Origin of the sequence: Ruminococcus sp. AF31-8BH, from assembly GCF_003460605.1 — a bacterium.
In the GTDB taxonomy this organism is placed as follows: domain Bacteria; phylum Bacillota; class Clostridia; order Lachnospirales; family Lachnospiraceae; genus Blautia_A; species Blautia_A acetigignens.
On record NZ_QTVN01000005.1, the window covers coordinates 58,059 to 72,907 of the forward strand.

Genomic DNA, 14,849 nt, shown 5'->3' on the forward strand with positions numbered 1-14,849 from the left:
TTTCCTTCTTTCTATTTCAAATATTGTTTTACAAGCTGTGTCATATTTTTGGGCAAATCTTCTAATTTGGTAATATCTAAAAAAACATCCTGATAGATTCTGCGGATGTTTTCTTTGTCATCACCAATTGCTGCAGCAAAGATCACAATGCCACGTTTACGATATTCATTCTTGATACCACGAAGATCTGCTTCTGCTTCCGTACCACTGTACCCACAATCTGCGGGCTGTCCGTCAGAGATTATGATGAGGAGTTTTTGTGATTCCGGACGCTTTGCCAGGTGTTCCGCAACATAACGAAGTGCAGCTCCATCCCGGTTGCCATTACGGGCAGACATATCCATCAGCCGGTAACGGTCAGAGGCATCCAGAGAATCAAATTCAGCATAGGAATACAAAGCAACACCCTTAGAATCTGTAGAATGCCCATAAATGGTAATAGGAATTCCCAGGCTCATACAGAAATCATACAGCACGATTGCAGTTTTCCGGGCATGGGTAATACGATCTCCCCAGCCCATAGAACCACTTTCATCAACCAAAAGTCCCACGGAAAGTTTTTGTTCTTCATCCGGAAGCCTGGTTCTGGTAAAGATACCGCCGTCCTTTCGGTGTAAAGCCCGCATATCCAGCCTTTTACCAAATAACAGGTTTTTTTGTTTCCCGCCTTCTGCCTCTTCTTTTAATAAAGGAAGAATGGAACTTTGCAGCCTTTTGGAGGTCCGCAAAAGAGGGGAAGCAACTGTTTGATAAGATTTGATAAAAAAGTCGGAAACTGGATTGATGCGGTGGATTGTTACATGGATGCCTGCATGGGCATTTCCGTAATGTATTTCATCCGCCGATTTTTGCAAGTCTTCTGTTAATTCCTGTTCATAATCATTTTGGGCTTTTTCCGTAGCAACATCATTTAGGATGCGTGCAAGATCATTCGCTGCATTTTCATAACCGGAACCGGCATACTGTGATGCGTATGTGATTCCTGGATTATTTCCATCTAATACTGCTGTAGTTTTAGCAAGTTCAATTCTTCCTCCTTCTTCCTGCAGTACCTTTTCTGCCTGGTTGATTGCATCTTGCCTGTAATTTGGATCAAGACCAGATAAGTCACAGGTTATAGGAGTTTTTGATTTTACTGTAGGACCTGGAATGTTTTTAGGGATTCCTCCGTTTTTACCAGTTGGAAGAGGAGATCCGCTACCTGATTCTTTCCGCAGCAGATCCTCCAGAGCATCGCCAACTTGGGTACTATCCTGCTTTTTTAAAGACTCTCTGGTTAACTCTACCATAGGCTGAATATAGTTCCAGCAAAGTACTAAAAGATAGTTGGAAGCACGTAAGCGTTCTTTCCCCTGTGTGGCAATTAAAGCATCGTCAATATAATCCATGCAGTCTGAAAGGGTGTCTGTGTATTCTCCAGAATAATTCGTGCGGTTATTTATATTACCAGTCCGGCAATAAGACAAAATTAAATTGCTCATAATGGAAAACGGCTGATAGCCACAGTCAATTTGTTCCTGTATAGAAGGAATCAATTCAGACATCCGCAGATTATTGATCTGTATTCCCTGCTTAAAAGTTCCGGGATATTCTTCACACATCCGGGCTTCAATGTAGATGTCCTCCAGTATATTATTAAACTGTGCAGCACAGCGGGATAGCGTCAGACACGTTGCATTATCTTTTTCTTCCATGGCATCTAAGATGTCCTGCAGATTTGCCTTGTATCCAGAAGGCAGATTGTCGGGTGCTTCTGGATAGAAGGAACCATTTTCCATATTGGTCAGATAAAGCTGTAGTGATGCAAAATCAGAGTAACGCAGATGTCCGATTTCATGTCCAGTTAGACCAGTCAGGCTTTGTGACCGCAGAAATCGGGAAGGAAAGCTTTGGGTTATCGAGTTTGCGGCGTTACAGTGAATTCTATAATTATCTGTATAAGCGATGTCTGCATTTTCAGAACTGTCCCATTCCATAAGCACCTGAAGTCCATAGCGAGAACGGCCAGTAGCCGCTTTCGCCAGAGATGTTTGGTATTTTTGGAAAGCCGATGAAAGAAAGAGTTCTTCATCAGTGATTTTTGACTCCGTATCCCGGATCATTCTTTTTAAAGCTTTTTGAGTGTTATTCAATTTTTTCACCTTTCTTTCTTTTTCATATTTTGGGTTAGGAGATCTTCCATTGTACAGCCGTAATACTGGGCTAACCGAAAGACGGCGTAAGCAGATGGAAGCGTATGCCCATTTTCATAGTTCATAATTGTTTTTTCCGGTAGATGCAGAAGTCTTGCTACGGCTTTCTGAGAGAGTTTCGTCTGCTTGGATTTTCTTAAATAAACGAGATTTTCTGCCAGAGTTTTGCGTAGTTCGGCTTCGGTATAAAAGGTGTTCCTCAATAGTGTGTTATGATGCAAGAACTGTATCCAAGCAAGAACCTTCAATTTCGATACGGCTTTCAGAATCGGCAGTGACGGAAGATAAAATGGTATAATGAGCAGCTTCCTGTATATCGCCACATACCATAAAAGACTGAACCCAGGCAATTAATTCCCGGACTCCACAGCAGCCATCTGTTATCAGGTTATCCTGACAATACTGTGCGATGGAACGTACAATCTGTGTCATGGTACGTACTGATTTTTTATCGGAACATCCGGTAATAGCAAGAACACGCTCTACCATGGTCTCTTCATCCGGTTCATCCATATCTATGACCATATTCATCCTTGAAATGACAGACTGGTTCATGGGACGACAGCCGGCATAGTCATGATTAGTTGTGACTACAATGGTAGTATCCGGATGCCGATGGATGACTTCCCCGTTTGGCAGAAATACACTGTTACAACGGTCCAACAGGGAATTAAGCCCTACCAGTACACCAGGATTGGCAATCACCGTAGGCTCCTGTATTTCTACCAGATAGCCGTTTCGGATGGCTTCAACCAGTGGTGTATCCACATAGCGGAACTGTTGGCTGTTGGAGGTAGCAGCTTGTTTCTGTTTCATTTCCTCAGATATATGATGGATCAATTCTTCATAAACTGTATTTTCTGATACTTTTTCATCATAAGTACCCGTTAATTTTTCATAGGCAGTAGCCGGATCTAGGGTAATGTCTTGAAAAGAGGGCAGTTCCCCTACCAAAGAAAGCTGTTTTTCATCTACATCAGGTAAAATCTGTCCAAGAAGGTCAAAAATTTCTGTATTTGCCGAGCAGGTGATGCATCGGTAAGGCAGGTGAAGTCCTGCAGCAATGGCTTTGGCACCTTCGGTCTTTCCCGTTCCAGCAGGCCCACGGAGCATAAAATTCCTCATAGGCTGCTTGCTGTCAGTTGTTAATTTGGCATGTTCGCATATTCTTTGGATTTCTTTTGGGATTACATACCAATCTTCGAGAATAGGAACGGTTGATTCTTCTTGGGGAGTTAATGTCCGAGAATTGGACAGGATGTATTTATCGACAAAATCTTCTTTGGGAATTGAAACGGCGGAAGCAGTATAGTGATGTCCACCTTTTAATACCTGAAAGGTACCCTGGATAATTTCCGTTGGTGCATAAACACCTTTTTGGATATTCAGTGGTGTAAGTCTTTGGAGCACGCCATTTGCAGGAGTGTCAACTTTGATGTTCCCGATAGGAAGGGAATCACCATAACGGATCCTGCGGTACACGTTATCACAAAGAACCGCAGCCGTTTCTGCAGCTTTGGGCAGGTCAGGAAAACCGTCATCACGGTGTTGCTTTAATTCCTGATATTTTTCATTGAATTCGTCATCTGAAAGGAAAGTAGGCATTAAAGCAAAATAAAGAGCACTTCCGGAATCTTCATCTTTTTTAAACTGATATGGCTCTGGTTTACTGTCCAGATCCAAAGGTTTTTCATACTTTCCGGCTATAAATTTCCCAGTCATACGGTTGTAGACCACTACATGCAGCAACCCGGTACGGCTTGGATATTCTGCGATTGTAAAATTGTTTGCTTGGCTTCCAATGGCTCCGAGTTCTTCCTCTGCTTTTCCAGCAGGTGGATTTTCCAAATCCATATAAGAAAAAACTGCCTGCAAAGTAGCAGAATGGAGAGTAGCCCGTTTTTTAGGCTGATTACAGTATTTGGAAGCGATGTCTTTCATCACTGCACTTTTCCCGGAATAGCTGTCAAATGGAGATGGTAGCGTTCTTTCAAAAGTCCAGTTAGGGACAAAGTTTGTATTTGGCATAGTATTTCCTCCTTTATTCTTTTATCCAGGATAATTCTAGTGCCTGGTCCTTTTCTTTTGCGGTCAATTCATCTTTTTGGAAGATGGAAATGAGAATATCCCAATAGTTTCGTGGCGGGAAATAATCAAAACAATCCTTGATTTCCGCTGTATCACCATTTTGGATGTAAATTTGCCCGTTTTCATTAATATAGAGTTTATGGTGTCCTTTCGCATGGAGCTGTCCGATAAGGTTCTCCAGTTTTTTCTTGCCAATTAAGGAATACCAGGATTCCGGATCAGCAAAAGGAACATCGTCCTCATCGGTAACTGTGACAGTCTTTTTGAGGCTGGCAATGGTCAGCATTTGAAGTTCCAGATATCCGTATTGGTTCATACGTGCTTCCGCAAAGTTGTAGTCCTCCGTATGAAAGGTTCTCAGACGTATGGGATTTCCGCAAAGGAGCTGCTTCATGGATGGCGGCTTCTGGAATTCCCATGTTGCATTTGGAAATGCAGCCTGTAGTTTGTCGGTAATCTGATAGCTGATTTGTCTCCAAAGCAATTCTTCTGTTTCGGAAACTGGCTCAGATGATTTCAAAGAAGACCAAGGGCTTGTTTTGCCCTGGTTCTTGAGTAGGTTTAGAGTCAGTTTATGGATTTTGGGAAGAAGTGTGGAAAGAAATAGCAGCAGGATGCCAAGGATTCCGATACTTGCGACTGCATTACGATTTCCATTTCCTGGTATGAATATAGTTGCAATTAACAAAATTATTGTGAGCATACTTAGAACTTTAAGAAATTTCTTTTGTGTATTCACTTCATTTCCTCCATGTTTGTTTCAATAGAAAAAGGAATTGCAGCAGACCAGTAGATACTGGAAAGTCGCAATTCCTTCATTTTAGGGATCTTTGATAATTTACGGGAATGGAAGCTGCTGTGGTGGTGTATTTTCCGGAATATTGGTAAATCCATCACCAGATACATTGCCAGCCGTAAATCCCTGTGGTGCATAAGCCGATCCCCCTGCCGGAGCATAAGACATCTGTTGTGCGGCCTGTGGCATCATATTGTTATTGACTGGCATTGCGCCAGTAGGCACGGTACCGGAAGGATTCATTCCCGGGTTTCCATTATAAGTAGCACCGTTTGCTGGTACTGGTGGAACATTCGGATTTCCGACCATTGGATTCCCCGGTACAGGTGTTGCTGCATTGGTATCATTACGATTCGCAGGTAAGAACTGCCAGTCCTTTACCATAATTTGCGGCGTGATAGCTGCTTGACCTGCATTATTGCCTTTCTGGTGAATATACGGATGGAGTTCTAAATCTCCGTAGACCATGAGACACGTTGATTTTTTGACACCGGCTTTTATCAGTCGATCTGCAAGAAACTTGTTGCAGTAACACTGATAGAAGATGGGTTCTTCCTTTCCGTTTTGACCTCTCTGGTTGGTAGCAAGCCCCAGACTGATGTATTCAGTTCCGGAGTTCTTTGCTTGTTGCATAACCGGATCGGCAGTTACCCTTCCTGTTACAATGATAATAGATGACATAAAAATTCTCCTTTCTGCCCTTTGGGCGATAAAATAGTGATAAATAAAAAAAGTGCCATTATAGCACCGTATAAAACGGCATTATAATGACACGATTTTCCAACTTAAACTGCATGTGTACTGGAGATAGTATCCAGACACCCTATAAAGGGATAACACAAAACTTAAATACAATATCATAGTAACACAAGATATAGCGAAGGTCAATGATAAAATGCCATATATAGTATTTTGCGATTCGAAATAATAATTTTTGTGTCAAAATGCTTGGAAGTGTAGTATTTTATGAGGATAATCCCAAATAGATATAAAATTTTCATAAAACACTACTACCTTTTCAGAGTAGATAAAATGTGGTAGAATGAGGAAAAATTATTAGGAGGATGCATTATGGCAAGACGAAAAAAACTGGAAAACACATCTTTGGAAGAGCAACTGGAGTATGTGGAACAGGAGATTCGTACAAAAGAGTCCGATTTAAAGGAACTGCGTCATAAAGCAAAAGAGATTCAAAAAGAGATAGAAGAGAAGCAGAAAGATGAGCTGTTTAAGGCTTTGGTAGCATCTGGGAAAACCATTGATGAGGTTATGAGATTTATAAAGGCAACAGGAGAAGATAAAATCGAATAAAAAAAATGAAAGATGCCGTTGTGGGGGAGTGAATCTGCAACGGTGTTTTTTATGGTCAGCTGAAATACAAATGATTTTCATAGACCACAATCACCGTTACCTTGGAAAGGAATATGTAGTGGTTCGAAGTTGTGTCTTTGCATTTGTAATTCGTAGATTTAATATATACTGCGTGGAAGTTAAGCCATTGTAGTGTCTAAAACTACGGATAACTCAGATGGTGCTTGGACGTATGTGATAGTTAATGAAGTGTTTGTGCCTGAAAAAATTGTTGAGGGTATACCTAGTTGTTTGAAAGTATGAAAAAAGTGAATAGGGTAAAAAATACCGTTACAGATTAATCTTTGTAATGGTATTTTTTGCGTGAATTTATTCTAACGGTGTAATTTATAACCTATTCCCCATACAGTATCGATATAAGGGGCTTGGTTTCCTATATGCTCTAGTTTTTTTCTTAGTTTGCTTATATGGACATTGAGAGTATTATCATCTGAAATATAATCTTTTCCCCAAATAAGTTGATATAAAGATTCCTTTGTAAAAGTCTGTTTTGGATGTTTGATTAGTAGCTGTAAGAGGTTATATTCGGTAGTAGTCAGAGTAAGCTCTGTGTTATTTACAAGTACTTTGTGATCATCCACATTTATGCGAATATCTTTAAAGGAATATTCCGTTTGGGGACTTTCGCTGCAACGGCGCAAAACACTTTCTATTCGTGCGAGAACTTCTTCATGATAAAAAGGTTTAGTTATATAATCATCTGCACCGGATCGGAGAAGGTTTATACGAATCTCAGGCTGATTTTTGGCAGATATAACAATAACTGGAATAGAATTGTTGTGTTTTTTTAGGTGAAATAGTATTTTTTCACCAGGCAAATCGGGAAGCATCAAATCTAATAACATTAAATCATATTTTTTAGAGGAAAGAGCTTCAATTGCTTCTATCCCATTGTGATATGCTGAAACATTGTAATGGTTTCTTTTTAATAATTCTGTAAAAATAAAGCAAATTTCTTTATCATCTTCTACTAATAATATATCAATCATAATAAACTCCTTTGGTAATAGGTATGGTAAAAATACTAACATGATTTGTAATTTCATACAAGTTACTGTTTTAAATAATTTGAAGGTTTCATAGGCGAGTGGGAAAATATAAAGATAAATTTATAATTTTATGGAAATTTAAGAACTGATTTAAGAGAAATGTTAGAATTAGACATTATCATTATCATTATAGGATTTAAGAAACGAGGGAAGTGATTAGAATGAAAGAACCCGAAAAAATATTGGAAGCAAAAGATATTTGTAAAGCATACGGAAAAAATATGGTACTTAATCAGGTAAATCTTACGATAAAAGCGGGCGAGATATATGGACTGGTTGGAGAAAATGGTGCAGGAAAAAGTAGCCTGATGAAAGTTATTACAGGACTAACAAAGCCGACTTCAGGTGAGATAAGTTTATTTGGTAAAAAAAATCTTGAAGATGAAAGAAATAAGATAGGATGTTTAATTGAAAATCCAGCTTTGTATATGGACATGACAGCACGCCAAAATTTGGAAATCCAGCGTACTCAACGAGGAATTCCAGGAAAAAGTAGTATTGATGAAGTTCTGGAAATAATGGATTTAAAGGACGCTGGAAATAAAAGAGTGAAGGCTTTTTCTTTAGGGATGAAACAGCGATTAGGAATTGCAATTGCATTGCTTGGTCGCCCACAGTTGCTAATTTTAGATGAACCAATAAATGGCTTAGATCCAACCAAAATTAAATATGTGCGAGAAGTCTTAAAGAATATGAATGAAGAAGATGGTACAACGATACTTATATCCAGTCATATTTTGCCAGAGTTACATCAACTTGCAACTGTATATGGATTTATACATCATGGAAAAATGTTACAACAGATTACAGATAAAGAATTAGATGAGAAATGTCGTCGTCATGTTCATATCGAAGTAGACAATGTGGAAAAGGCTAGTTGTATTTTAGATGAGAGGTATCCAGAAAGTCAAATAAAAGTTTATTTAAGAAATGTGATTAAGGTATTTGGTTATAATAAAAATATTTCTGATATAACAAAAGAATTAGTATATGGAGGAGTTGGTGTAGAAAAAATAGGATATGAAGGAGAAGACTTAGAAGAGTATTACACAAATCTATTATCGGAGGTGAAATCGAATGAGACAGCTTAAAGCAGAGTACTATAAAATGAAATATTCGCGAGCCTCGAAGTGGGTTTTAGTATTTATGGCATTTATTTTTTTTATACCGTTCGTTGTGGGAAATGATACATTGTTTATGACTTTTGGTGATTATAGAAATATAGATAGCATTGGTTGGATTTGCTACATAGACGACATGAATAATATAAAAGCTGCAGAAATCGCAAGATTTGCATTATCAATTAATTTTTTTTCTTGGATTGGATTAATTGTCTATATTACGACAATGGTATCTGCAGAATTTCATCAAGGAACAATAAGAGCTTCTGTCGTATATGGGATAAATCGAACCAAATTATTTTTAAGTAAATTACTGGTGATAAATGTTCACTTTTTTATTCTCTATTATATTGTGGAAACTGCATTAGGCTTAGGATTAGCATGGAAGTATGGTTTTCATTATAAAGGTGAGGAATTTTTGATTTTTATCGGAATGGTTACCTTAAATATGATAGCTATGATTGGAATGGAAGCTGTGGCGGTTTTGATTACGGTTTTAGTAAAGAATACAGGAATTGTGGCAGCTTTATCATGTGTATATTTCTTTGCAGGTGCGATTACTTATCCTATGGTATATGAGAATTTTCAAAATCAATCAGTGCTTCTTAAAGCATTTTGTGTTATGAACCCGACCACTTATATGTATAATATTTGTGGATATCGGATGACAAATGGGATTGTTGTTGGAACTATTATGTATGGTATGGGTGCGTGCCTGGTGGGGATAGTTTTAATGCATTTTGCATTGAAACGTCAAGAACTTTAATTTGTGTTTCAAGTAGCTCTTACTACTTTGAAATAAATAAATATTTTACAGGAGGATATTGCAATGAAGTGGATTAACAAAGCATCAGAGGACAAAAGTACAAGAATCTGCTGGGTTTACAATGATAAAGGTTGTGGATCTAAAAAGGCTACATGTGTAATTCGTTACTAAAGATATTTGTAGTCAGTAAAGGAAAATGTGCTCAGCAATATGCTGGGCACATTTTCATTATTGCAAAGAACACTGTGAAAACAAGAGATTAAGAAAAGAGGATATAATAATGAAATTATCAAGATACAATATAGAGAAAAAAGAAGATAAAAGTTGTTTGATTTACAATACGGTCACATCTGCAATACTGGAATTAGATACTGATTATGAAAAATCATATTATGAAATGAAAGAAGGGAAAAAATGTTCAAAGCCTGATTTAGAGTCAGCATTATTAGAGGGTGGTATGCTAGTTGAAGATGATAAAGATGAATTTGCAGAATTGCTTATAAGAAATAAAATAGAAAGGTTTGCGGATTCAAATCTTACATTAACTATTGCCCCAACTATGGCATGTAATTTTTGTTGTCCCTATTGCTATGAAAAAGGGAGAGAATATATTACTATGTATGAGACTGTTCAGGATCAATTAACATCGCAGCTCAAAGAAAAATATCAGCATATACATGAATTAACGGTATCTTGGTATGGAGGGGAGCCATTATTGGCAATTGAAACTATTGAAAAATTAACCAAAAAGATAAAGTCTGTTTTGCCACTTGGTTGCAAATATAATGCGGATATGGTCACAAATGGTTATAAATTGACTAGAAGAGTAGCTGAAAAATTAAAAGACATGGACATCCACTATATTCAAGTTACTTTAGATGGTTCAAAACAAGCCCATGATAGTAGAAGGATTCTCCATAATCATCAGCCTACCTTCGAACATATATTGGACAATATAAGAGAATGTGCGGATATTTTGAATATTTCGATAAGAATTAATGTTGACAAGACAAATATAAACGAAGCAACAGAAATATTTGATTGGCTAGAAAGATATGGTTTAAAAGGTAGAGTTGGTTATTATTTAGCACCAGTAGATGATATTAATGGAGTATGTAATAATCATATATGTATGGAACGACCACAGTACGCAAAAGAAGAGATTGCGTTTTATAAAGAAGGGATTAAGAGAGGCTTTATGTACCAAGGTGTTAAGCCGAGCAATTATGGTGTATGTGGAGCAATTAGCTTAAATTCATTTGTGATAGGTCCAGATGGAGCGTTGTATAAATGTTGGAATGATATTGGATATAGTGAACGAAGTATCGGTAATTTGGAAAAAGGAATCAAACTTACAAATAAATTTGTAGAATGGCTTTCCTATGATGTCGTAAAGGATCAAGAATGTAAAGATTGTTCATTTTTTCCAGTATGTTATGGTGGGTGTGCTGCTTATAAAAATAAGATTTGTTCTTCAGTAAAATGGAATGCAGAAGAGATGTTGGAGCTGATGAAAGAAATGGCTCAATGAAATAGCAGGGAGAATTGGAATGATAAAATTTTGCAGTAAATATGTTTTTCAATATAAAATAGAATATGGGATATATTTTTTGTTGGGTATTATACTGTGCGGGTTAAATACATTTATACCGGCTGCTATGGGACAATTTATTAATATGTTTAATGTGGAAACAACATATTCAGCAATGTTAAAATTCATATTTTTATTACTGTTATTGTATGTTGGTAAGGAAATTGTCTGCTATGTCAATAAAATACTTTATATAAGGATACAGACTAATGCAGCATTTTCATTAAATTTCGAAATTGTAAATCATTTAAAAAAAGTTTCGCCACTCGTAATTGGCAGAACTGATTTATCGTACTTATCTCAAAGGATAAACAATGATGCGAATGATGTACTTATTTTTTTCATCAGCTCCTTGACTGAATTGATATTTTCAGTTTTTTCAGCGGGTATAATCTTATTTATGATTTGGAAAATGGATTCGATTGCTTTTATAGTTACAATGTTTTTATTAGCACTTTATTTTTTTATATATATTGGCTTCAAAAAGCGTATTTATAATTGCAGTTATGGAATGAAAGAGGAGAAATCCAATTTCTTCTCCAGACTGCAGGAACAATTAGAAAAAATAGAGTTTATAAAAATACATAGTATGGATTCATTTTTTTCAAATAGGTTAGTAGCATCATATCAAAAATTATATCGATCTATATTTAAACAACAAGCGACTATCCAGGCATTTGCAAATCTTGAAGGGATTGTAGGGGCAATATCTGTATGCATTTTACTTTGGATTGGAGGAAAAAAGATACTTACTGGAGATATGCAAATAGGATATTTCTATATGATTTCAGTATATTTTAATATGATTTTGGAATATGGAAAAGAAATAGTGGCATACGGTCAAGAATACCAAGAGGCTTATGTATCCTTTGAACGTATAAAATCTATTTTAGAAATTAAGGAGCAGTCTAAGGGGTGTATAAGACTTAATGAAATCAAACAAATTAGAATTCAGGATTTGAATTTTGCATATGACCAGAAAGAAACCATAAAAAGTTTTTCTACAAACTTAAAAAAGGGGAAAGTTTATGGATTGAAAGGAGAAAACGGATGTGGGAAAAGTACACTTATTAAAATTTTAATGGGTATGTATGTAGATGAATATCAAGGGAATATAATATGGAACGATACAGAAATGAGAAATTTAGATATGGATTATATAAGAGAACATGTAATCAGTGTAACAGAACAGGAGCCGACTTTAATAGCAGATACAATATATAATAATATTGCTTTATATCGAAAGCTTGATGTAAAATGTATACAGAGAGCCGTTGATTGCTTTGGTGATAGTATTTTGAAAAGAGATAATTGGGATTTGCAAATTAATGAAAAGTCAAGTAATATTTCCGGTGGAGAAAAGCAAAAAATTGCAATTATTCGCCAAGTAGTGCAAGACGGTCAGGTAATGATTTTTGATGAGCCTACCTCAGCTATGGATGAGAGTGGAAAAAAACAATTTTTACAGTTGATCGATCAAATTAAAAATCATAAAATAATTATTATTGTTTCACATGATAATGCAATCTTGAATACATGTGATGAGATTCTAATATTATAAGGAGATATGAAGTTTGCTAGTTGTCTTTTTAATAACAGGAGTGTTTATATTATTAGGCATATTATACATTTTTCATCTGAAGAGGGAAATTAGAAGAATTATAGAATGGATAGAACATAATGAGCATATCTACTCGGTCAATGTATTGGATAAAGATATTGAGAACCTTGCACTTAGTATCAACAAGCGAATTAAAGAAGATGAACGAAAAGAACATCAGCTAAAAAAACAGGATAAAAATTTTAAAAAGATGGTAGCAAATTTATCACACGATTTACGTACTCCATTAACTGTTATTATTGGTTACTTGCAGTTAATTAGATTAGAAAAAAATGTGAATGAACCTGTTAATAGCTATATAGAACATATTGAAAAAAAGGCGGATTATTTAAAAAAATTAGTAGACGATTTATATTTATTGTTTTGGAGTGAAGCAATAGAGAGCGAAGTTGATATGAAATCAGTCAATATTACAGAGGTAGTCACTTCTTTGTTAAAGGAATATATTCAAAATTCAAAACGTGCCTCAGAACAATTAGATATTAGACTGCCACATGGAAACATTTGGATACTTGCTCAAGAGAAAATATTAATTAGAATTTTATGTAATTTAATAGATAATGCTTTAAAGTATAGTACTGGTGATATAATGTTTTACATGTGGGGAGAATCCGAGTATTGTCATATACAAATAAGCAATCCTTCTGATTATATTAGTGATGAAGAATTAAAATCTATATTTGATTTGTTTTACACAAAAGATGAAGCAAGGATAAAAAGCAGTGGTATCGGATTGTATGCTACTAGAAAGCTAGTAATACAAATAAGTGGTGATATTCAAGTGAATTATGAAGCGGGAATTTTCACTGTCAGTATAAAGTTGCCCTTAATATGAAAAAATTGGTCACAGTAGAAAAATAAAAGATATTGTTACTGCATTTTGAAACCCTGAAAGTGAAAGCACTGTCCATTTTTTGAAGAGTCTTCTGGAATACAATAGATTATTATTCCCTGCGATTGCTGTTATGCTGTCATCCTTGAGACAGAATACGTGGTAGTTCGGAGTGGTTTTTGTCATTTCACTGGGACGGCAGAAGGAAAACTTATAAAGCATAATAGAAGTGGGTATGTGAAAGTGGCATATCCACTTCTATTGTATTTAGAGAAGAAATCTAAGAGTTCTTCGGGGAAACATCTTCATTTAGGGATAATTCCTCATACGCAAGTAAATCCGGAGTAACCTTTTCTTCACCCGAAAGGTTTGCTACATTCCGGAAATATAGGCGATAATAATGTCCAGATAAAAGGCGGATATTTTTATCGAATGTAAAGTGATATTCTTTCTGGTCAGTGGAACGGAAAATAATTTTCTGTTTCTTGGTAAGTGGGCTGACTTCACGTTTTGTACAGGTTCCAGTTAATTCGGTATAGTCATGCATCTTGATGGTATGTAGCAGACTCACAATTCGTATGGCAGTTCCAACACCGATGCAAAGACTCATAAGGAGAAATATCTGGTCGTCTGTTATAAATCCGTAAATACATCCAAATAGGACACAGAAAAAGCCGATTGCCCCATGGACAATCAGCTTATTAAGAAATGGTTTTGGCATAATTTGCTCCTTCCTATAATTTTTCAAATGCAATCTGTTTATTGAGGTACAAATTACTGATGGCTTCCAGTACAGGATAACCGGCATGGATGAATTGGATATCCTGTGCCAGGGTACGGAATGTTGCATCCGAGGTTTCATAGAGCTGCGTCAAAAGTTGCTCTGTATTTTGTGGATGGATGCCCTGTTCTACACAGGTTACAAGCTCTGCCGTAGAAATCTGTACTTTTTTTGCTATTTGGAGTACCGTGTCCTCTATAGCAGTCCGTGCCGGCTTTTTTAGATAATGGATCAGTTCCTTTGTGTGCAGTTTTTTCTTCATGCAGAGATAGATGCAGGTAAAAAGCCGTACTGAAAAACTGTCCTGCAATGGGCTGATATAAAGTTCTCCTAAGAGGCGGTACAGGGCATCCACACCAGTTAAACCATCCCCTTTTACAACCAGTCCTCGAAGCAGCAGCCGATTCAGGTAAGGTTCAATGGGGATATTTTCCGAACGGTGATGTTTTTTCAAGCGTTCGGAAAAAGCAGACTGCAATTCATGGATCTGTCGGATTTGAAATGCGAGGCTGCTCCACAGAAAGAATTCTTCTTCTGTCAGTCCGTATTCCTGCCGGTTATTGATAACAGTCGGTGTTTTATGTTCCTTTATGGAATCCTGGAATCGTAGGATTCCGACTGCAGTATAAAGTGTCAGCATA

Annotated in this window: 14 protein-coding genes; 6 read left to right on the forward strand and 8 right to left on the reverse strand. The window is 36.6% G+C overall.

Annotation, left to right across the window (positions count from 1 at the left end; translation table 11 throughout):
- Positions 1–11 precede the first annotated feature (11 nt).
- From DWZ38_RS07680 to DWZ38_RS07700, 5 genes are all read right to left on the reverse strand, one after another.
- Entirely contained in the window at positions 12–2,102 is a 2,091-nt protein-coding gene (locus DWZ38_RS07680; protein WP_243000196.1) for a nitric oxide reductase activation protein NorD, read from the reverse strand.
- A gap of 35 nt (positions 2,103–2,137) precedes the next feature.
- On the reverse strand, positions 2,138–2,515 hold the full coding sequence (locus DWZ38_RS07685; protein WP_225084396.1) for a helix-turn-helix transcriptional regulator: 378 nt from the start codon (positions 2,513–2,515) through the stop codon (positions 2,138–2,140).
- A complete protein-coding gene (locus tag DWZ38_RS07690; protein ID WP_117851421.1) occupies positions 2,403–4,220 on the reverse strand; it encodes an AAA family ATPase in 1,818 nt (605 codons plus the stop codon). The genes DWZ38_RS07685 and DWZ38_RS07690 overlap by 113 nt, the downstream gene beginning before the upstream one ends.
- Before the next feature lie 13 nt (positions 4,221–4,233).
- Positions 4,234–4,800 carry a hypothetical protein gene (locus DWZ38_RS07695; RefSeq protein ID WP_243000197.1) on the reverse strand — a complete coding sequence of 189 codons (567 nt, stop codon included), beginning with the start codon at positions 4,798–4,800 and terminating at the stop codon, positions 4,234–4,236.
- 318 nt (positions 4,801–5,118) lie between these two features.
- Positions 5,119–5,757 carry a single-stranded DNA-binding protein gene (locus DWZ38_RS07700; RefSeq protein ID WP_054337550.1) on the reverse strand — a complete coding sequence of 213 codons (639 nt, stop codon included), beginning with the start codon at positions 5,755–5,757 and terminating at the stop codon, positions 5,119–5,121.
- 390 nt (positions 5,758–6,147) lie between these two features.
- Between DWZ38_RS07700 and DWZ38_RS07710 the strand changes: the two genes are divergently transcribed.
- A complete protein-coding gene (locus DWZ38_RS07710; RefSeq protein WP_025580526.1) occupies positions 6,148–6,387 on the forward strand; it encodes a hypothetical protein in 240 nt (79 codons plus the stop codon).
- 374 nt (positions 6,388–6,761) lie between these two features.
- On the opposite strand, the gene DWZ38_RS07720 is transcribed toward DWZ38_RS07710, so the two are convergent.
- On the reverse strand, positions 6,762–7,436 hold the full coding sequence (locus DWZ38_RS07720) for a response regulator transcription factor (RefSeq protein ID WP_225084395.1): 675 nt from the start codon (positions 7,434–7,436) through the stop codon (positions 6,762–6,764).
- Between the two features lie 221 nt (positions 7,437–7,657).
- Between DWZ38_RS07720 and DWZ38_RS07725 the strand changes: the two genes are divergently transcribed.
- The 5 genes from DWZ38_RS07725 (at position 7,658) to DWZ38_RS07745 (ending at position 13,430) form a co-directional block, all read left to right on the forward strand.
- Positions 7,658–8,587 carry an ATP-binding cassette domain-containing protein gene (locus DWZ38_RS07725; protein ID WP_015526838.1) on the forward strand — a complete coding sequence of 310 codons (930 nt, stop codon included), beginning with the start codon at positions 7,658–7,660 and terminating at the stop codon, positions 8,585–8,587.
- Positions 8,574–9,383 (forward strand): ABC transporter permease subunit, encoded by an 810-nt coding sequence (locus DWZ38_RS07730; RefSeq protein ID WP_025580530.1) that lies wholly within the window; start codon positions 8,574–8,576, stop codon positions 9,381–9,383. The genes DWZ38_RS07725 and DWZ38_RS07730 overlap by 14 nt, the downstream gene beginning before the upstream one ends.
- Before the next feature lie 280 nt (positions 9,384–9,663).
- Complete coding sequence (locus tag DWZ38_RS07735; RefSeq protein ID WP_117851426.1) at positions 9,664–10,914, forward strand: radical SAM protein; 1,251 nt, start codon at positions 9,664–9,666, stop codon at positions 10,912–10,914.
- Between the two features lie 19 nt (positions 10,915–10,933).
- The gene (locus DWZ38_RS07740) at positions 10,934–12,535 is read left to right on the forward strand and encodes an ABC transporter ATP-binding protein (RefSeq protein WP_117457428.1); all 1,602 of its coding nucleotides are present in this window, start codon (positions 10,934–10,936) and stop codon (positions 12,533–12,535) included.
- Between the two features lie 13 nt (positions 12,536–12,548).
- Positions 12,549–13,430, forward strand: coding sequence for a HAMP domain-containing sensor histidine kinase (locus DWZ38_RS07745; protein ID WP_179966168.1), 882 nt, complete (start codon positions 12,549–12,551; stop codon positions 13,428–13,430).
- A gap of 277 nt (positions 13,431–13,707) precedes the next feature.
- On the opposite strand, the gene DWZ38_RS07750 is transcribed toward DWZ38_RS07745, so the two are convergent.
- The gene (locus DWZ38_RS07750; protein WP_025580278.1) at positions 13,708–14,148 is read right to left on the reverse strand and encodes a hypothetical protein; all 441 of its coding nucleotides are present in this window, start codon (positions 14,146–14,148) and stop codon (positions 13,708–13,710) included.
- Positions 14,149–14,161: 13 nt separating this feature from the next.
- Positions 14,162–14,848 (reverse strand): cell division protein, encoded by a 687-nt coding sequence (locus DWZ38_RS07755; protein WP_117851428.1) that lies wholly within the window; start codon positions 14,846–14,848, stop codon positions 14,162–14,164.
- Position 14,849 lies beyond the last annotated feature (1 nt).